General features: G+C 67.7%; 21 protein-coding genes. 11 read left to right on the top strand and 10 right to left on the bottom strand.

The features are described 5' to 3' along the window. Positions 1-5 precede the first annotated feature (5 nt). Both NA8_RS05730 and NA8_RS05735 read left to right on the top strand, forming a co-directional pair. Complete coding sequence (locus NA8_RS05730) at positions 6-890, top strand: TIGR03619 family F420-dependent LLM class oxidoreductase (RefSeq protein WP_063049449.1); 885 nt, start codon at positions 6-8, stop codon at positions 888-890. Positions 891-915: 25 nt separating this feature from the next. After that, positions 916-1,335, top strand: coding sequence for a nuclear transport factor 2 family protein (locus NA8_RS05735; RefSeq protein WP_063049307.1), 420 nt, complete (start codon positions 916-918; stop codon positions 1,333-1,335). 54 nt (positions 1,336-1,389) lie between these two features. Here the strand turns inward: NA8_RS05735 and NA8_RS05740 are convergent, their stop codons facing one another. Beyond that, positions 1,390-2,691: a cytochrome P450 gene (locus NA8_RS05740; protein ID WP_063049308.1), complete on the bottom strand. Its 1,302-nt coding sequence runs from the start codon at positions 2,689-2,691 to the stop codon at positions 1,390-1,392. Positions 2,692-2,793: 102 nt separating this feature from the next. Here NA8_RS05740 and NA8_RS05745 point away from each other — a divergent pair, with 102 nt between their 5' ends. Both NA8_RS05745 and NA8_RS05750 read left to right on the top strand, forming a co-directional pair. Then, positions 2,794-3,957: a steroid 3-ketoacyl-CoA thiolase gene (locus tag NA8_RS05745; protein WP_063049309.1), complete on the top strand. Its 1,164-nt coding sequence runs from the start codon at positions 2,794-2,796 to the stop codon at positions 3,955-3,957. 359 nt (positions 3,958-4,316) lie between these two features. Then, on the top strand, positions 4,317-4,733 hold the full coding sequence (locus tag NA8_RS05750; RefSeq protein WP_011207048.1) for a helix-turn-helix domain-containing protein: 417 nt from the start codon (positions 4,317-4,319) through the stop codon (positions 4,731-4,733). Positions 4,734-5,023: 290 nt separating this feature from the next. On the opposite strand, the gene NA8_RS05755 is transcribed toward NA8_RS05750, so the two are convergent. The 5 genes from NA8_RS05755 to NA8_RS05775 form a co-directional block, all read right to left on the bottom strand. Continuing rightward, positions 5,024-6,034, bottom strand: coding sequence for a hypothetical protein (locus NA8_RS05755; protein WP_063049310.1), 1,011 nt, complete (start codon positions 6,032-6,034; stop codon positions 5,024-5,026). Further along, positions 6,031-6,546, bottom strand: coding sequence for an ImmA/IrrE family metallo-endopeptidase (locus tag NA8_RS05760; RefSeq protein WP_063049450.1), 516 nt, complete (start codon positions 6,544-6,546; stop codon positions 6,031-6,033). Before NA8_RS05760 ends, NA8_RS05755 begins: the two co-directional genes overlap by 4 nt. 11 nt (positions 6,547-6,557) lie before the next feature. After that, on the bottom strand, positions 6,558-7,514 hold the full coding sequence (locus tag NA8_RS05765; protein WP_063049311.1) for a hypothetical protein: 957 nt from the start codon (positions 7,512-7,514) through the stop codon (positions 6,558-6,560). Positions 7,515-7,648: 134 nt separating this feature from the next. Next, positions 7,649-8,560, bottom strand: coding sequence for an SDR family oxidoreductase (locus NA8_RS05770; protein ID WP_063049312.1), 912 nt, complete (start codon positions 8,558-8,560; stop codon positions 7,649-7,651). A gap of 147 nt (positions 8,561-8,707) precedes the next feature. Then, positions 8,708-9,490 carry an SDR family oxidoreductase gene (locus NA8_RS05775; protein ID WP_063049313.1) on the bottom strand — a complete coding sequence of 261 codons (783 nt, stop codon included), beginning with the start codon at positions 9,488-9,490 and terminating at the stop codon, positions 8,708-8,710. A 62-nt stretch (positions 9,491-9,552) separates the two neighbouring features. On the opposite strand from NA8_RS05775, the gene NA8_RS05780 reads away from it, so the two are divergent. The 5 genes from NA8_RS05780 to NA8_RS05800 all read left to right on the top strand — a co-directional run bounded on the left by NA8_RS05780 (position 9,553) and on the right by NA8_RS05800 (position 13,805). Next, positions 9,553-10,317 (top strand): enoyl-CoA hydratase family protein, encoded by a 765-nt coding sequence (locus tag NA8_RS05780; RefSeq protein ID WP_039794869.1) that lies wholly within the window; start codon positions 9,553-9,555, stop codon positions 10,315-10,317. Between the two features lie 12 nt (positions 10,318-10,329). After that, positions 10,330-11,205 carry a CoA transferase subunit A gene (locus NA8_RS05785; RefSeq protein WP_218019408.1) on the top strand — a complete coding sequence of 292 codons (876 nt, stop codon included), beginning with the start codon at positions 10,330-10,332 and terminating at the stop codon, positions 11,203-11,205. Further along, positions 11,205-11,963 carry a CoA-transferase subunit beta gene (locus NA8_RS05790; RefSeq protein WP_063049315.1) on the top strand — a complete coding sequence of 253 codons (759 nt, stop codon included), beginning with the start codon at positions 11,205-11,207 and terminating at the stop codon, positions 11,961-11,963. The genes NA8_RS05785 and NA8_RS05790 overlap by 1 nt, the downstream gene beginning before the upstream one ends. Further along, the gene (locus NA8_RS05795; RefSeq protein ID WP_063049316.1) at positions 11,960-13,054 is read left to right on the top strand and encodes an NAD(P)H-dependent flavin oxidoreductase; all 1,095 of its coding nucleotides are present in this window, start codon (positions 11,960-11,962) and stop codon (positions 13,052-13,054) included. Before NA8_RS05790 ends, NA8_RS05795 begins: the two co-directional genes overlap by 4 nt. A 286-nt stretch (positions 13,055-13,340) precedes the next feature. After that, positions 13,341-13,805, top strand: a complete 465-nt coding sequence (locus tag NA8_RS05800) for a YbhB/YbcL family Raf kinase inhibitor-like protein (RefSeq protein WP_063049317.1) — start codon at positions 13,341-13,343, stop codon at positions 13,803-13,805. Between the two features lie 247 nt (positions 13,806-14,052). Here the strand turns inward: NA8_RS05800 and NA8_RS33505 are convergent, their stop codons facing one another. The 4 genes from NA8_RS33505 to NA8_RS05815 all read right to left on the bottom strand — a co-directional run bounded on the left by NA8_RS33505 (position 14,053) and on the right by NA8_RS05815 (position 16,812). Next, positions 14,053-14,238: a hypothetical protein gene (locus NA8_RS33505; RefSeq protein WP_157106554.1), complete on the bottom strand. Its 186-nt coding sequence runs from the start codon at positions 14,236-14,238 to the stop codon at positions 14,053-14,055. Positions 14,239-14,479: 241 nt separating this feature from the next. Then, positions 14,480-14,704 carry a hypothetical protein gene (locus NA8_RS05805; RefSeq protein ID WP_157106555.1) on the bottom strand — a complete coding sequence of 75 codons (225 nt, stop codon included), beginning with the start codon at positions 14,702-14,704 and terminating at the stop codon, positions 14,480-14,482. Continuing rightward, entirely contained in the window at positions 14,680-15,594 is a 915-nt protein-coding gene (locus tag NA8_RS05810; protein WP_063049318.1) for a hypothetical protein, read from the bottom strand. Before NA8_RS05810 ends, NA8_RS05805 begins: the two co-directional genes overlap by 25 nt. 543 nt (positions 15,595-16,137) lie before the next feature. Further along, the gene (locus NA8_RS05815) at positions 16,138-16,812 is read right to left on the bottom strand and encodes a TetR/AcrR family transcriptional regulator (protein WP_063049319.1); all 675 of its coding nucleotides are present in this window, start codon (positions 16,810-16,812) and stop codon (positions 16,138-16,140) included. 108 nt (positions 16,813-16,920) lie between these two features. Here NA8_RS05815 and NA8_RS05820 point away from each other — a divergent pair, with 108 nt between their 5' ends. After that, complete coding sequence (locus tag NA8_RS05820) at positions 16,921-17,580, top strand: hypothetical protein (protein ID WP_063049320.1); 660 nt, start codon at positions 16,921-16,923, stop codon at positions 17,578-17,580. Continuing rightward, on the top strand, positions 17,577-18,386 hold the full coding sequence (locus tag NA8_RS05825) for an SDR family oxidoreductase (RefSeq protein WP_063049321.1): 810 nt from the start codon (positions 17,577-17,579) through the stop codon (positions 18,384-18,386). The genes NA8_RS05820 and NA8_RS05825 overlap by 4 nt, the downstream gene beginning before the upstream one ends. The last annotated feature ends 130 nt before the right edge of the window (positions 18,387-18,516 follow it).

The following is an 18,516-nucleotide window of genomic DNA, read 5'->3' on the forward strand; positions in this document are numbered from 1 at the left end:
CGCCGCTGAAGTTCACCGTCGGCATCGCGCTGAGTCCGCTGGACCAGCTGACCGAACTCGCGAAGACCGCCGAGGAGTGCGGGTTCTCGTCGATCGCACTGCCGGACTCGCTGTTCTACATGAAATCGGCGGCGGCGAAGTATCCCTACACCGCCGACGGCAGCAGGTTCTGGGGCCCGGAGACGCCGTGGGTCGATCCGCTCATCGGCGCGACCGCCATGGCGGCCGTCACCAGCCGCATCCGCTTCTACACCAACGTGCTCAAGCTGGGTTCCCGCAATCCGCTGCTGCTGGCCCGGCAGGTCGGCTCGGTGGCCAACCTGTCGGGTAACCGCTTCGGCTTCGGTGTCGGAATCGGCTGGGCGCCGGAGGAATTCGAGTGGTGCGGGGTGCCCTTCGCGCGGCGCGGCGCCCGGGTGGACGAGATGATCGAGGTCATCAAACTGGTACTGGCCGGCGGCATGGTCGAGTACCACGGCGAGTTCTTCGACTTCGATCCGCTGCAGATCAGCCCGGCGCCGAGCGAGCCGGTGCCGTTCTACATCGGCGGGCACACCGACGCGGCCCTGCGGCGCGCGGCCCGGGTGGGCGACGGCTGGACCTCGGCGATGATGACCTACGACGAACTGCGCGGCACCATCGGCAAGCTCGACGCGCTGCGCGTCGAGTTCGGCCGATCCGGCCAGCCGTTCGAGATCCAGGCGGTGTGCGTCGACCGGTTCGGCCGGTCCGGCTATCAGGACCTCGCCGACGCGGGCGTCACCGACGCGATCGTGGTGCCCTGGCTGGCCGACGGCATCGGATTCGACGGCGAACTGTCCGCCAAGCAGGACTCGCTGCGCAAATTCGCCGAGCAGTACATCGCCGAACCCGTCCTCGCCGAACGATGACGACTCGCTGGCCAAGGGAGGCCGTATGACCACCGCAACCGAGCATCCGGCCAGGGCTGCCGGCCTGGCCTCGCAGGCCGCCGTGCGAGCACGGGACAAGCAGGCCTGGGTCGCGCTGTTCGCCGAGGACGGCATCGTGGAGGACCCGATCGGCCCGTCCGGCTTCGATCCGGAGGGCAAGGGCCACCGCGGCACGGACGCCATCGCCGCGTTCTGGGACATGGCGATCGCGAAGACCGAGCTGATCGAGTTCCTGTTCGGCGACTCGTTCGCCTGCGGCAACGAAGTCGCCTTCACCGGCACCATCCGCAGCACCATCGGCGGTCACCGGATCGACGCCGACGGCGTATTCACCTACCGGGTGGACGACGACGGCAAGATCACCGCGCTGCGCGCGTTCTGGGAGGTCGATCGCGCCATGAAGACCGCGCGTCCGGTCGACTGAGATCATCCGAAAGGGCCCTCGCACCGTGCTGGTGCGAGGGCCCTTTCTCGTGTCTCAGTGCGCGACCGGGCAGGTCTTGTAGTCGACCGGGAACTCCTTGATGCCGTTGAGCCAGCCCGAACGCAGCCGCTTCGCGTCGGCGATCTTGCTGATGTCGGGCAGGTGATCGGCGATGGCGTTGAAGATCAGGTCGATCTCCAGCCGGGCCAGGTTCGCCCCGATGCAGAAGTGCGCGCCGGTTCCGCCGAAGGCCAGGTGCGGGTTGTCCGTGCGCATGATGTCGAACTTCTCCGGGTGATCGAAGACGTCCTCGTCGAAGTTGGCCGAGCGGTACAGCATGACCACCCGCTGGCCCTTCTTGATCTGCACGCCGCCGAGCTCGGTGTCCTCCAGCGCGGTCCGCTGGAACGAGGTGACCGGCGTGGCCCACCGGATGATCTCGTCGGCGGCCGTGGCCGGGCGCTCCTTCTTGAACAGCTCCCACTGGTCCGGGTTCTCCAGGAACGCCATCATGCCGTGCGAGATGGCGTTGCGGGTGGTCTCGTTGCCCGCGACCGCGAGCATGATCACGAAGAAGCCGAACTCCTCCTCGCTGAGCTTGTCACCGTCGACATCGGCCTCGATCAGCGTGGTGACGAGGTCGTCGGCCGGGCACTGCTTGCGGGAGGCCGCCATCTGGTAGGCGTAACCCAGGATCTCGGCGGAAGCCGCGACCGGGTCGGCGGTGCTCTCCGGGTCGTCGTAGCCGGTCATGTCGTTGGACCAGGTGAAGACCTTCATCCGGTCTTCCTGCGGGACGCCGATCAGCTCGGCGATGGCTTGCAGGGGCAGTTCGCACGCGATCTGGGTGACGAAGTCACCGGAGCCCGCCTCGGCGGCCGCCTTCACGATGGATTCCGCGCGGGCCGACAACTCCGCGCGCAGGCCGTTGATGGCACGCGGGGTGAAGCCGCGCGAGATGATCTTGCGCAGCTTGGTGTGCTCGGGCGCGTCCATGTTCAGCAGGACGATCCGCTGTAGTTCGATCTGCTCCCGGGCGATGTCGTCGTTGAACCGCGGGATGGCGGTGTTCTCGTAGCTGGAGAACACGTCGCTGCGCCGCGAGACCTCCTTGACGTCGGCGTGCTTGCTCACCACCCAGAAGCCGTCGTCGTGGAAGCCGCTGACGTCCGGCGACTGCGGGTTCCACCAGATCGGCGCCGTCCGGCGCAGCTCGGCGAACTCTTGGACCGGAACACGCTCGGCGTAGATGTCCGGGTCCGTGACGTCGAACCCGTCCGGGAGATTCGGCCGGGCATTCCGAGTGTCTACCACCAGATGTCTCCTTCGACAAACTGAAACACGTTCTATAATCATTGAAGCACAGGCGCGGGAATGAGGAAAGAAACCGGACAGATCCGCCCCTGACAAGTGCTATGAACGCGTTTCAGTTTTCTGTCCCGAAAAGAGAGGTTGGACATGGGCACACCCGTGATCGTCGAGGCCGCACGCACCCCGATCGGCAAGCGCGGCGGCTGGCTGTCAGGGCTGCACGCGGCCGAACTGCTGGGCGCGGCCCAGCGCGGGCTGCTCGAGCGCGCGCATCTGGACCCGGCACAGGTCGAACAGGTCATCGGCGGCTGCGTCACCCAGGCGGGCGAGCAGTCCAACAACGTCACCCGGGTCGCCTGGCTGCACGCCGGCCTGCCGTGGCAGGTCGGCGCCACCACGATCGACACCCAGTGCGGATCGGCCCAGCAGGCCAACCATCTGATCGCGGGCCTGATCGCGGCCGACGCCATCGAGATCGGCATGGCCTGCGGCGTGGAGGCGATGAGCCGGGTTCCGCTGGGCGCCAACGTCGGCGAGAACGCCGGACCGCGCAGGCCCGCCTCGTGGAGCATCGACCTGCCCAACCAGTTCGAGGCGGCGGAACGAATCGCCAAGCGGCGCGGTATCACTCGCGCGGATGTGGACGCGTTCGGCGCGCGCTCGCAGCGCCTGGCCGGGCAGGCGTGGGCGGAAGGCCGGTTCGATCGCGAGGTACTCACCGTCACCGCGCCCGCCGTCGACAAGGAAGGCAACCCCACCGGCGAAAAGCTCGATGTGTCGCGAGATCAGGGCCTGCGCGAGACCACCGTCGAAAGCCTGGCGAAGCTGAAGCCGGTGCTGGAGGGCGGCGTGCACACCGCCGGATCGTCCTCGCAGATCTCCGACGGCGCCGCCGCGGTGCTGCTGATGGACGAAAAGGCCGCGCAGCGGGCCGGATTGCGGCCGCGCGCGCGAATCGTCACCCAAGCGGTGGTCGGCGCGGAGCCGGAGTTCCACCTCGACGGCCCGGTGCAGGCGTGCAGCAGGCTGCTGGAGCGGTCGGGCATGAGCATCGGCGACATCGACCTTTTCGAGATCAATGAGGCGTTCGCATCGGTCGCACTTTCGTGGGCATCTGTACACCAGCCGGACATGGACAGGGTTAATGTCAACGGCGGTGCCATCGCCCTCGGACATCCGGTCGGCTCCACCGGATCGCGTCTCATCACAACGGCTTTGCACGAACTGGAGCGCTCCGATCGCAGTACCGCAATGGTTCTCATGTGTGCCGGTGGCGCACTCGCGACAGGAACGATCATCGAACGTTTGTGACTTCAACCATTTCGCGTGCGTTGATTGAACGTTCATCTCCTACGGGCGCAAACGTGTCGTACGCCACACAAACCCATGTACCGCCCAGTTCATGAGATGTCAGCTATCTTGCGGCTATCAAGACCCCCTCTGCCGAGACCGCAGCGACGGGCCAGAACCGGTTCGTACCGCGGCTTCTCGAGAGCCCTTGGGGTGACCCGCAAACCCGACCGTCCCAGCCCCTTCGCCGCCATCCAACCTAGAAGCTTCAAGGAAATCCGGAATCAGGCGTAGGTTTTCAGTTACTGAGCCGCTAATATCAATGATACGTATCCGAGATAACGACTGTTAGTACAGCGAAGGGAATTGGGCGGCTCACAATGGCTGATTTCGCGGCGCGGCTGAACAAGCTGTTCGAAACCGTGCATCCCCCGGGGCGTAAGCCGCACACCAACGCGGAGGTTGCGGCGGCGCTGACGGCCTCCGGACATCCGATCTCGAAACCGTACCTGTCGCAGTTGCGGTCGGGACAACGGACGAACCCGTCGGATGAGACGGTGGCCGCCCTGGCGAAGTTCTTCAAAGTCAAGCCGGACTACTTCTTCAACGACATCTATGCCGCCAAGATCGATCACGATCTGGAGCTGCTGTCCCAGCTGCAGGGCTATGGACTGCGACGGCTGTCGAGTAGAGCGTTCGACTTGTCCGAAGAATCACAGAACCTGCTCACGTCTATGGCGGAGAAGTTGCGGGCAAGCGAGGGCTTGCCCGAAATTCCTCCGGACGGCACCGAATAGGTTCTCTTGCACGGCAGCACAGTGCGGCCCCAGGGTCGCACTGTGCTGTGTTATGTGCGCGTAAGCGGGCACAGCACACAACCGGCGCGCGTCCGTGCCCCGAGGAATTGGGGCACGAACGCGCGCCCGTGTGTGCTGCGGTTCGGATCCGGCGGCACATAAGTACATTCGGGGGGGCGTTCGTCGGCGCGCTTCGCCCTGAAGGAGATTCCCGATCCAACCGGTCTGTCCGAATAGTCCGATCAGTCGCGCCCATTTGCGTCAGATTGATCGGATTCGCGCGAAGTTGATCAATTTCGCGCGGGCGCGGATGCGGTCGTCCGATAGGCCCGTGCTACAGCCTGGACCCAGCCGCGAGGACTAATGCCTTCGGGCGGAGCAATCCACCGCGCGTCTACTAGGGACTCCCCCGCCGGGTCATGCGCCCACCGCGCCACCCGGGCGGCCCGGTCCGCCACCGAGGCAGGCGGCGGTGCCAGTTCCGCCAGCACGAGACCGCCGCCGGACTGCAGATACAACGCGTCGATGATCTGCGCCACCTGGTCGGAAGCCTCGAGCTGCGTGGAGAATCCGCTCTGTTGGTGTGCCACCACCTCGGGGAAGCGACCGACCATGGTCCGGTGCAGCGAGCGGATCCGGCGCAGCAGCATCCGCGCGCGCACCCAGAGTTCCACCACGATCCACACCGCGCCGAGCGCGATGAGCAGGCTCGCGAGCCCCCAGAGCGGCCATGCCCAGGCGGGAGTTCCGGGCGCCGCCGGGGGCGCGTGCTGGAACGCGCGCCGAACCTGACCTGCCGCGAGCAGCGCGACCACCGCCGTGCCCGCCGTGTAGAGCGCGATACCGCGGCCGAGCGCGGTCCAGTCCAGAGTGCGCAGACCGGTGACGACCACGAACACGCTCCCCGCGGTCACCGCCGACCACCCGAAGGTGAACGACCAGGTCAGCGTGACCATCGCCACGGAAAGGCCGACGCCGTAGACGACCAGGGCGACCTGCCGCAGGTTCCGCCGCGACACCACCGGCCAGGCGGCCGAGGCGACCACCGCAGTGGCCGTAGCGAAGGCGACCCAGCTCGCGGTGACCACGGCGTCGGACAGCCGGCCCGCCTGCACGCCGCCCGGGACGAGATTGTCCAGCGCGACCGCGATCTCGGGCACCGCGACGGTCGCGGCGAGCGCGACGGCGGCGACCGCGACGACAATGGCCACCCGGGTCGTGGTCGCCGGCTTGACCAGGACGCGCCCCACCCGAGCACCGGCGGCCATCCAGACCAGCAGAGCCGTCGACCACAGGGTCATCCGAGCGCCTCGTCGAATCGAAGAACCGAGACGCCCGCGCCCCGGCTGTTGAATACGCGCAATCGGGTCATCAGCATGGCGGCGAACGTCTCGGCCTCCCATTCGGCGAGCTCGTCGGCGCCGTCGTCGACGATCCGCTGATGCGCGCGCTGGCTGAGCATGTAGGCGATCAGGTCGTCGCTCGCCTCCAGCGTCACTTCCGGCGCGGGCGCGCCTTCGTGGTCGAAGACGATGTGGCCCAGTTCGTGCGCGAGGGTGTGCTCGCGGCTCGGCAGTGTCTCGGCGAGCACGATCACGTCGCGGTCGGGATAGAGACGGCGCTGCCCGCAGACACCCGGACCCAATCGCGCACTGGCGATTTCGATCTCACGACGCCGCTCGCCCCCGATCGCGTGAACGACCTCGTCGAGGGTGGTCGCGTCGAAGTCGGCCGCCACCGCGCACACCGCGTCGACGGCGGCGGCGACTCGGCGATAGGACCGCAGGTCACCGCGTATCCGGCTCACGCTCATCGGCTGCCCCCTCACGGCCTCGGGAAGAACTGGGCTCGGGCAGCGTCGATCCTGGCCTGCTCGGCCGCCGCGCTCCGGAAGCTGATCGCGCCGGATCCCGCTCCCGCGAGGCCGAGCGCGATCAGGCCGCCGATCACCGGCAGCAGTTCCGTCGCGGGAAGGGCGTCGGTGGAGCTGGTCGGGAGGAGCGCTGGAGTCGCGGGCTGCCGGGTCTGCGGCGGCGCGGGGGCGGCAAGGCCGGGCACTGGTGCGGAGAAGTCGGGCGCTGGTACGGCGAGCTGCGGAATCATCGGCTCGCCCAGCGGAATCGGTGAGATTTTCGGTGCGCCAGGGGGAGCCGCCGGAGGAACGGTCACCGGCGGCAGCGCGGGGGCGGGCGGAGCGGTCGCCTGTGGGAGTGGAATCAACAACAGCAGTAGGGGACTCGCGGAACCGACGGCCGCCGATCCCACGGCGGCGGAACCCGTTGCGGCGGAACCCGTTGCGGCCGAACCGGTCGCAGCGGATCCAACACCTGCGGATCCGACGGCTGCCGAACCGGTCGCAGCGGATCCGACACCTGCGGATCCGACGGCTGCCGAACCGGCTCCGAGCACTACGCCGAGACCGGCCGAACCGGAACCGAGGACGAGCGCGAGACCCGCGGAACCGGAACCGAGCACCACCCCGAGACCAGCCGAACCGGAACCCAGCACCGAACCCAACCCGGCGGATCCAGCCGCCGAACCCGCTGTGGCCGACCCGGTTCCGGCGGTCGGATGAGCCGGAGCCGCGCTGATCTCCGCCTCCTGCCCGGGCACGGTCAGCGAATACCAGGGATCGCCGCTGTCATAGGGCGGCGGGGTGGGGTCCGCGACGCACGAGGGGCAGGAAGGTTGCGCGCCGGCGAAAGCCGGGCTGCCGAGCAGCGCGCAACCCGCGACGGCGCAGGCTGCTGCCAGCGCACGGAATGCGCGACCTCCTGCCATGCGCCGAGCCTTCCCCTCATCAGTCGAAGCGCAGTTCTGTGCCCGATCGCCACTCTCACACGGGACTTTCCGAACGGATGGGTGCCCATAGTAGACCCCGTTCCGCGAACGCGCCCCGGAAGGGGCGAAGCCGATCAGGCCCCGTACACCGGCTCCGGCGGAGTCGCCTTGGCGATCAGATCGGCCACGACGGGGCCGAGCTCGGCCGGATCCCAGCGCGCGCCGCGGTCCACGGCCACCCCGTGCCGCCAGCCGTCGGCCAGCGCCACCTTGCCGCCCTCGACCTCGAACACCCGTCCCGTCACCGCCGCCGACTGGGTACTGCCCAGCCACACGACGAGCGGAGACACGTTCTCCGGCGCCATCGCGTCGAAGCCGTCTTCCGGCCTGGCCATCATGTCCGCGAACACCGTCTCGGTCATCCTGGTGCGCGCGGACGGAGCGATCGCGTTCACCGTCACGCCATAGCGCGCGAATTCGGCCGCCGCGGTCAGCGTCAGGCCCGCGATGCCCGCCTTGGCGGCGCCGTAGTTGCTCTGCCCCACGCTGCCTTGCAGACCCGCTCCGGAGCTGGTGTTGATGATCCGGCCGTCGACCGGACGGCCCGCCTTGGCCTCCGCGCGCCAGTACTCGATCGCGTGCCGCATGGTGGCGAAATGCCCCTTCAAGTGCACGCGGACCACCGCGTCCCACTCGTCCTCGCTGAGGTTGACCAACATCCGGTCGCGCACGAAACCGGCGTTGTTGACCAGCACGTCCAGCTTGCCGAAGGTGTCGACGGCCTGGCGGACGAGATTGCGGGCGCCTTCCCAGTCTGCGACGTCGTCTCCGTTGGCCACAGCCTGGCCGCCGAGCGCCTCGATCTCCGCGACCACCTGAGCGGCGGGCGTTTCCGCGGTGGCCGCGCCGTCCAGCGTCGAACCGATGTCGTTGACCACCACGCGGGCGCCCGCCGCGGCGAAGGCGAGAGCGTGCGCCCGGCCGATGCCCCGGCCGGCGCCGGTGACGATGACGACGCGCCCGGCGCAGATCTGCTCGGTGTCCATACTGTGTCCCTTTCCGATGTGAGCGGGGCCCTTGGGGGTCACGCTCCGCTGCCGCCTCCGGGCCTGACGTTCATGCCCGGTGTCCCTTTCCGATATGAGCGGGGCCTTGCCATGGTCGCCCGCCCGCACTGCTCCCCTCCGGTGTGTTCAGGACTGCTGGTCGGCGGTGGAGGCGGCGAGGAAGGCGGGCCGCTCACCCCCGCCGTGCACCAGCAGAGTCGCGCCGCTGACGTAGGCGGCCAGCGGCGAGGCCAGGAACACCGCGCAGCGGCCGACATCGTCGGGGCGGGCCATACGGCCCAGTGGGATGGTCCGGCCCACCGCGTCGACGCCGTCCTGATCGCCGTAGTGCAGTTGACTCAGTTCGGTGTCCACCGGGCCCACCACCAGCGAGTTCACCCGCACCTTCGGTGCCCACTCGACGGCGAGTGAGCCGGTGAGACTGTCCATGCCCGCCTTGGCCGCGCCGTAGGCCGCGGTGCCCGGCGACGGACGGTGCCCGCTGACGCTCGACACGTTCACGATCGAGCCGCCCTCATCCTGGCGCTGCATCACCGCGTTGGCGGCCTGCGCCATCAGCAGCGGAGCGAGCAGGTTCAGCTCGACGATCTTGGTGTGGAAGTTCTTGCTCGCGTCGGCGGCGAGCGCGAAGGGAGCGCCACCGGCGTTGTTGACCAGATGGTCGAGGCGGCCGTGGCGCTCGACGATCCCCTCGATCAGCGCGCGCACCGCGTCCGCGTCCCGCACATCGCAAGGCAGGTACTCGATCGCGCGCCCGTCGACTTCGACGGGCGTGTCCGCCGGTCGCCGCGCGCACGCCACGACGGTCGCGCCCGCGGTCAGGAACGCCTTGCTCACGCCCGCGCCGACGCCGCGCACGCCGCCCGTCACCAGAACGACGCGCTCGGCCAGATCGATTTCGAGTGCCACCGTGCTAACCTACCAAGCAACTGCTTGCTTTGCCAATGCGTTCACACACGATGGGAAGTGCCATGGGGATCAACCGCCACTCCGAATCGACCGGCATCAGCGTGGTCACGGTGGACTATCCGCCGGTCAACGCCATCCCTACCGACGGCTGGTTCGCCATCGCCGACGAAGTGCGCGCGGCGGGCCGAGATCCGGACACCAAAGTGGTGGTGCTGCGCGCGGAGAACCGTGGGTTCAACGCGGGCGTGGATATCAAGGAGATCCAGAGCAAGCCGGGCCACCAGGCGCTGATCGACGCGAACCACGGCTGCTTCGAGGCGTTCGCCGCGGTGTACGAGTGCCAGGTGCCGGTGATCGCGGTGGTCCAGGGCTTCTGCCTCGGCGGCGGCATCGGACTGGTGGGCAACGCGGATGTGGTGATCGCCTCCGACGACGCCACCTTCGGGCTTCCCGAGGTCGACCGCGGCGCCCTCGGCGCGGCAACCCACCTCGCACGGCTGGTACCCCAGCACCTGATGCGGGCGCTGTTCTACACCGCGAGCACCATCACCGCACAGCAGTTGCACCACTACGGCTCGGTCTACCAGGTGGTGCCGCGCGCCGAACTCGACGCCGCCGCCTTGGAACTGGCCAAGAACATCGCGGCCAAGGACGGCCGGGTGATCCGGGCGGCCAAGCGGGCCCTCAACGGCATCGACGTGCAGGACGTGCACCGCAGTTACCGGTACGAGCAGGGATTCACCTTCGAACTCAACCTCGCCGGCGTCGCCGACGAGATCCGCGCCCGGTTCGACGACGATCTCGCGGCGCGCAAGAGCGGGCAGTAGAGAGGAATTTCCATGCGAGACAAGCGGATGTCGCTCGACGAGGTCGTCGGCGAACTGCGCAGCGGGATGACCATCGGCATCGGCGGCTGGGGGTCACGGCGCAAGCCGATGGCGCTGGTGCGAGCCATCCTGCGTTCGGACATCACGGATCTGACCGTGGTCGGCTACGGCGGGCCCGACCTCGGGCTGCTGTGCTCGGCGGGGAAGGTGCGCAAGGCGTACTACGGCTTCGTGTCGCTGGATTCGCCGCCGTTCTACGATCCGTGGTTCGCCAAGGCGCGCACCTCCGGCGCGCTGGCCGCCCGCGAGATGGACGAGGGCATGCTCAAGTGCGGGCTGGAGGCGGCCGCGGCGCGACTGCCGTTCCTGCCGATCCGCGCCGGACTCGGCTCCGATGTGCCGAACTTCTGGGAGGGTGAGCTGAAGACGGTCGAATCGCCCTACCCCGTCGACGGCGCGCCCGAGACTCTGATCGCCATGCCCGCGCTGAATCTCGATGCCGCGCTGGTGCACCTGAACCTCGGCGACGCGCACGGCAACGCCGCCTACACCGGCGTCGACCCGTACTTCGACGATCTGTTCTGCCTGGCCGCGCAGCGCCGCTACGTCTCGGTCGAGCGCGTGGTGGAGACCGACGAACTGGTGAAAACCGTTCCGCTGCAAGCGCTGCTACTCAACCGCATGATGGTGGACGGCGTGGTCGAGGCGCCGGGCGGCGCGCACTTCACCCTGGCCGGAGACGACTACGGCCGGGACGAGAAGTTCCAGAAGCACTACGTCGAATCCGCGAAGACGCCGGAGGCGTGGCAGCGGTTCGTCGACAACTACCTGGCCGGCTCCGAGGAGCAGTACCAGGCCGCCGTCCGCCGATTCGCCGAGGAGGCGTGATGACCAGCACCGAAACCGTCACCCGCGCCGAGATCTGCGCCGTCGCCTGCGCCGAGATCTTCAGCGGCGCCGGGGAGATCATGGCCAGCCCGATGTCGCCGATGTCGATCATCGGCGCGCGCCTGGCCAAACTCACCACCGAACCGGATCTGCTGCTGTCCGACGGCGAGGCGCTGCTGTTCGCCGACACGCCACCGCTGGGCGGAAAAGCACCGATCGAAGGCTGGATTCCGTTCCGCAGGGTGTTCGACGTGGTGGCCTCCGGGCGGCGGCACGTGGTGATGGGGGCCAACCAGATCGACCGGTTCGGCAACCAGAACCTCTCGGCGTTCGGCTCGCTCCAGCAGCCGACCCGGCAGATGTTCGGCGTGCGCGGCGCGCCGGGCAACACGATCAATCACGCCACCAGCTACTGGGTCGCGCGGCACACGAATCGCGTCTTCACAGACAGTGTCGACATCGTCTCCGGTGTGGGCTACGACAAGGTCGACGCCGCGAACCCGGCCTACCGCTTTCACCACCTGCACCGCGTGGTGACCAATCTGGGCGTCTTCGATTTCGAGGGCCCCGGCCACACCATGCGCGCCCGCAGCCTGCATCCCGGCGTCACCGCCGACGAAGTCGCCGAGAACACCTCGTTCGAGATCGCCGGTCTCGCCGAGGCGGGCGAGACCCGGCAGCCCACCGCCGAGGAGCTGCGGCTGATCCGGGAGGTGCTCGACCCCAAGAAGATTCGCGAAACCGAGGTCCCGTCATGAGCCCGCGCCTGCGTACCGCGCTGACCGATCTGGTCGGCATCGAACATCCGATCGTGCAGACCGGCATGGGCTGGGTCGCGGGCCCGAGCCTGGTGTCGGCTACCGCCGAAGCGGGCGGGCTCGGCATCCTCGCCTCCGCCACCATGACTTTCGCCGAGCTCGAAGCGGCCATCGCGAAGACCAAGTCGCACACCGCGAAGCCGTTCGGTGTGAACATCCGCGCCGACGCGGCGGACGCGCCCGAGCGGATCGATCTGCTGATCCGGGAGAAGGTGGCCGTCGCGTCGTTCGCGCTCGCGCCCAAACAGGACCTGATCGCGAAGTTGAAAGACGCGGGCGTGGTGGTCATCCCGTCCATCGGCGCGGCCAAGCACGCGGTCAAAGTGGCGTCCTGGGGCGCGGACGCGGTGATCGTGCAGGGCGGAGAGGGCGGCGGACACACCGGCCCGGTCGCCACCACCCTGCTGCTGCCCTCCGTGCTGGACGCGGTGGACATCCCCGTGGTCGCGGCGGGCGGATTCTTCGACGGGCGCGGACTGGCCGCCGCGCTGGCCTACGGCGCGGCGGGTGTCGCGATGGGCACCCGGTTCCTGCTCACCCAGGAGAGCACCGTTCCCGACGCGGTCAAGCAGGAGTACCTGCGGCGACAGCTCCAGGACACGGTGGTGTCACTCAAGGTCGACGGCATGCCGCACCGCGTACTGAACACCGAATTGGTGCAGCGGCTGGAACATTCGGGCCGCTGGCGCGGGCTCACCGCCGCGGTGGGCAACGCGGCCCGGTTCAAGAGCATGACCGGCATGAAGTGGTCGACCATGATCCGCGACGGCCTGGCCATGCGAAAGACCAAAGACCTCAGCTGGTCCCAGGTCGTGATGGCCGCGAACACGCCGATGCTGCTGCGCGCCGGATTGGTCGAGGGCAACACCCAGGCGGGCGTGCTCGCCGCGGGTCAGGTCACAGGGATCATCGACGACCTGCCGACGTGCAAGGAGTTGATCGACAGGATCGTCACCGACGCGGTGGGGCGGATCGAGACGATCGCGGCGCTCGCCGGAACGAAACAAGCGGCGGCGGCGGGGGCCGACTGAGGGCCAGTAGTGCTGGAACAGGCGACGGCCCGCAATCTTGCCCCTAGCCCGAGTAGGCCGATTCGGCACGATGACCGTGGAAAAGGGCTTCGATGGAAGCCCGCCAGTGACGGCGTGTTTGCGGCCGAGCCTGGCCGGTCGGGCCTCGTCGGCTTACGCTGGACTGATAACGACATACCGGGTTCGCCTGGTATCCGCCGCCGTCGCGCGCCGGGCTCGTCCGCACGGACAGGGACAGGCGAATCGCAGGACTCGACTCCCATCCTCGACCCGAGCGGAGGCCGCGATGCCCGCCACGACTGAGATCTCGGTGCGTAGTACCGCTTTCAACCATGGCGATCCGATCCCGGCGGTCTACACCTGTGAGGGCAGAAACGAGTCGCCCCCACTGGCCTGGACAGTTCCCCCGCAGGCCGCCGGTCTCGCCCTCATCGTGGACGATCCCGACGCCCCCAGCGGCCTGTTCACCCACTGGGTGGTCAGCAATATCCCACCGGCCACCACGTCCACAGCGGAGGGGCAGACTCCCGCAGGCGGGATGGTCAGCCTGAACAGCGCCAACCGAGCCGAATACTTCGGCCCGTGCCCACCCGCGGGAACCGGCACCCACCACTACCGCTTCATCGTGTACGCCCTCTCCCACCCCGTGCGGGTCGACTCCCAGACGTCACCGGCCGATGCCAGATCCGCCATCGTCGACGCCAGCATGGGAGACGGCCGACTCATCGGTACCTACGCCGTCGACGGGTAGCAGCCCGAATCCCGGTTCCACCCCCATCGGCGTCGACAACACCTGACACGGAGCGCTTTCGAAGCAGGTCGTGCCAGGCGCTGCTCCGGAGCTCGGATTCGGCCGCTTTCCGGCCACTATCGCCGTAGGTCAGATCGGACGCGGTGGCCAGATCGACATCAGCAGGGGCAGCCAGCTGCCCGTGGGCGGCAACCAGTGGAGCATGCGCAACTCTCCAGTCGGTCGAACGTCGTGATGAATCCGTCCGCTACTGCGCCGGGCAGGGCGGCTGGTCGGGGCCCTGCGGTTGCCCCGGCGGGGGGCAACGCGGATCCTGCGGTCGGGCGGGAGCGGGCGGCCGCTGCTCCGGGGCCGGATCTGCGCTCGCCATACCCGCGCCGATGCCTACCAGGCCGACCACAACGCCGACGGCGACAACGGTCTTGGCCAGCATCGACTTGATGCTCGATTCGTATCCTCTCTTCGGTGGATGCCGGTCCGACGCGCGGCTTCCGGACCGGCGAGAGAATCCTCGAAGAGAAACTTGTGTGCGCGCTGGGCCGCATCTGGTTGTGCGCTGTGAACCGGAGCATCAGATCCGGGTACTCAGCCACGAGTTGTTCACCGCCGTGCGGTGAGCGAACTCGTGCGTCACTTACGGTGGGGCGCCACGCCGTACGCGGGCCGGGTGGCGTTCACAGACCGAAGGTTTCGCGTGCGCGGTTTTTCCATTCCTCGATGAGTCGGCGTGCTTGCCGGTCGAATTCCTCCCGGTCGGCCGCGGGCCAGGTATCGGGGTCGGTGTCGAGGCCGCGTTCGGTGACGAACCGCATGAAGTGGGTGGAGGTCGCTTTGCCGCGGGCCTCGATGAACTCACGTTCTTCCGGGGTGGGAGTCACAGTTTCTTCATCGCGTGCCATGATGATCCTTTCATCAGTTCCTCGCCGAGTTTCAGGTTGTCACCGGTGAGCATGACCAGTTCCCGGGGTGAGGGGAATCCCACCGGCGGTCCGTCGAATCGTGTGCGCATGTCCTGAAGTAGCGCTGTGTCGGCGGGGCTCAGCGTGCCAATTTCCCCGTCGAGCAGAGAATCGATCCTGGATCTCATGCTGTTGACGGACTTCGCCAGTTTCCCGGGATCCGGATTCCAGTCGTAGCCGGCCTTGGCCCAGGCGACCGCGCCGTCGAGTGAGTCGTCTTGCCGAAGTCTCGTGGCGGTCAGCTCTATTCTGTCCACGCCCGATCGGCGGAAGTAGTCCTCTGTGGATGCGGCGAAGGCAGTGGAGAATCCTTTGCCGGTGAAGCCTTCGTTCAGTTCGGTGAGATCATGGGTGACTACGAGCCTCCCGTCGTTGTCGCGCGTGAAGCTGTAGAGCAGCGATCCGGCGTCTTCTCCGCCGGGGCCGGAGATCTGCGCGGTGAACCCCACGTTGTCGGGGTGAATGCTTCCGTCCTCGTCTTCCCAAGACCGTTCGTACCAGGCGCCGAGATCCTCGAGGTGATAGGGGCCGTACCTGCGCTGTAATCCTCCCAGCTCCCGGGTCAGGTCGTAGTCGTCGAGATCGCCGCGCCGAGCGCCGTCGAAGAGGTCACCCAGGGGCCGCATATGCGACAGATCGGTGAGCGGTGTCCGCCCGGAGCGTGCGGCGACAGGAGCCGAACCGCCCGCGGCATCGCTTGGTTTTCGGGTGGCCGCGATCCGGTCGTATCCGTCCTGGTCGCTTCTCCGGATGACGCGGTCGGTTTCTCTGACGCCTTCGGCCTTGCCGTGTATCCAGGCACTGTGGCCCTCGGCCTGGCGACGCAGCATTCCGCGCAAATCGTCACGGAGTCGCCTGAACAACTCCCTGACAGCATTGGCCCCCGGACCCCTCACCGGATCAGCGCTCCACCGCCACCGATCGGATCCAGGGCAGCACCATCGAGCCGAAGCAGTTCGAGCGCAACGATGTTCGCCACACCCGAACTGTACAGAAAAGGATGATCACTAATATTCGAACAGTCGAACGTTACGAATATTTTCGAATACGTTGGACTTCGAATTCTGCGTCATCGAGCTCCCTGCGTTTCTCGAGCAAGCAGTCGAATCTGCCCAGGATGTAGGCAGGGTCGGTGTCGAGGGCGGGGTGGTACTTCGCGATCACCGTGACAACTCATGAAGGTCAGCGCTTCCCAGGTGCCGTCCGCGGCCGAAGTCCCTCGCACGATCGTCATTGTCATCGGCCGGAGAGAGCGGTAGTGGTCGAATCCGTCGCCGCACATCCGATCTGCGACTGCGAGCAGTGGATGAAACCATTCTCGGACACTGTCGCCGGCCGTTGAGACCGCATCCGTCCGGTGGGGGGCCACGCGATCAAGCGGTTGGTTCGGTAGGGGTTTCGGACAATCGTGAGCGAGCCAGGTCTGTAGCGCTGCGTTCGAGGGCCATCCAGAGGGCGGTGATGTCATCGATGAGGCGATCACGGGTAATAGGCAGGTGTCCGTTCGCCCAGGACAGGATCGCTTGGGCGGTGCCGCCGATGACGAAGGCGGGGGCGGTGGCGGCGAGGGAGTCCCGTTCGAGCGACACGTCGTGGGTGGTGCGCGCGTGTGCGATCAGGGCGGCGGTGAGACCGGCGATGACAGCGGTGCGTTTCTCGTGTGCCACCGGCGTGGTGGGCACGCCCCCGAGAAGGACCAGCGCTTTGCGTGGGTCGTCGCCGAGGACGTCGACGACGGCGGCGATAGCTCCGCGAGCCTGTTCTTCCACGGGTCGGTCCAGCAGCGGCAGATAGCCGCGGACGCCCGCCTCGGCGACCTCTTCTGCGATCGCTTCGATGACCGCGTCGGCGAGGGTGTCGAGACTGTCGAAGCTTTCGTAGAAGTAGCGCTTGTTCAGCTTGGCCGACCGGCACAGCGCGTCCACCGTCGCCGTACGCCAGCGGTTCTCGGCCATAGCCGTGAGCGCGGCATCGATCAGGGCCGTGCGCCGTCGCAGGATCCGCGCGCTGGCGGAATCCCCTGCGTACTTGCGCTCGGCGGTCGACATGCAGTCATCCTTCCACCTCCACCGCCAGGCGTTGACAGCCCGGCCCGCATTCTGGCACAGTTCCGTACCAGATAACTGGTACGGAATCGTGCCAGATTGGAGAAGGTGATGACTGCACAACTGGAACACCACACCTCGACACCGCGCGCGATGCTGGACGAACTGCGCGACCGAGCGGCGACACATCCGGTCTCCGCCCGCGATGCCGCCTGGAGATATCTCGCCGATCTCGGAGCGCGTGCCGACCACGCCGCCCTGGCGGAGGTGTTCGCCGCGGGGACGGCGCCCGATGGGCCGGACGGGAAGATGGAGGGCCTGATCGTGGGCAAGCTGTTCGGAATTCCCGAAGCGCGGTTGGCGAATCCGCTGATGCGGATCGATCCGACCTGGCGGGGCAAGACCTTCGACCTGGCGGGAGGGGTCGGCTGGAACCGGCTTTCCCCGCTCTCCCGTTACATGATGCCGATCGTGACAGCCGGTTACCTCGGCCTGCGCCGGGTCGGTGCGGAGATGGAAGGTTTCGACTTCGCGCACGCTCTCGCCCCGAGCTGGATCGAACCGGAAAAGACGGTGCGCGCTCTGGACTATTCGGTACCCGAGTACCGCAACCCCAGCGTCCGGACGTTCCCGATCGCGCGGACACGCGACGAGATCGTGGAAGTGATACCCGGCGTCTACCTCGGGCGAGCACTGCTGCGGATGCATGACGGCGCGATCCGGCTGATCGCCTACTTCGCGCTGCGGGAGCCGATCGGAAGCCCACTGTGATCGACCTACACGGCGCACGCGTATGTGTCACCGGTGGGGCGCGCGGGATCGGGCGAGCCACCGCGGCGGAACTGGTCGCCCGCGGTGCCCGGGTATGGATCGGCGACCTCGATCTACCGGTGGCCGAGCGCACCGCCGCCGAGATCGGCGCCAGCGCACACCCTCTCGATGTCACCGACGAGAACAGCTTCCGCGCATTCATCGCCGCCGCGGAAGCCGACGGCCCGATCGACATGCTCGTCAACAACGCCGGTATTCAGCTCATGGGCGGTTTCGCCGACCAAGATCTGGCCGCGATGCAGCGAGAACTCGCCGTCAACCTCGGTGCCGTGCTCACCGGTGTGCACCTGGTGCTGCCAGGAATGCGCCTGCGGCGTCGCGGGCATATCGTCAACGTCGCGTCCATGGCAGGCAAGATCACCACACCGGGGATCGCGACCTACTGCGCGTCCAAGTTCGGCGTCGTGGCCTTCTCTCGTGCCCTCCGGGCCGAACTCGCGGGTTCGGGCATCACCGTGACCGCGGTGCTGCCGGCCGCGACCCGAACCGATCTCACCTCCGGCGTGAAGTTGCGGCTCCAGCCCACATTGACACCGCAGCAGGTCGCCACCGCTATCGCCGACAGCGTCGGACACGGCCGTGGTGAGGTCACCGTGCCGCGCTGGCTCGCGCCGGTGGGCCTGGTAGAGGAACTCACTCCCGCACCGGTCCTGTGGTGGCTCAAACGCTTCGTCGGAGGCGCCGAGTACGGCGGTTACGACCCAGCGAGGCGAAAGAACTACCTGGACCGCCTCAGGCAACAATGACCTCATTCGTCGCACAGCCCTGACCACACCCACCGCGGAGTGATCTCGGCAGGCGGGCGCAGTCCGTACCGGCTGTCGCCCGCCGCCGAGGGCAGCGCGATCCGGGTGATGCGAGCCTGCTCATCACTTA

The organism is Nocardia arthritidis NBRC 100137 (assembly GCF_001612765.1).
Taxonomy (GTDB): Bacteria; Actinomycetota; Actinomycetes; order Mycobacteriales; family Mycobacteriaceae; genus Nocardia; species Nocardia arthritidis.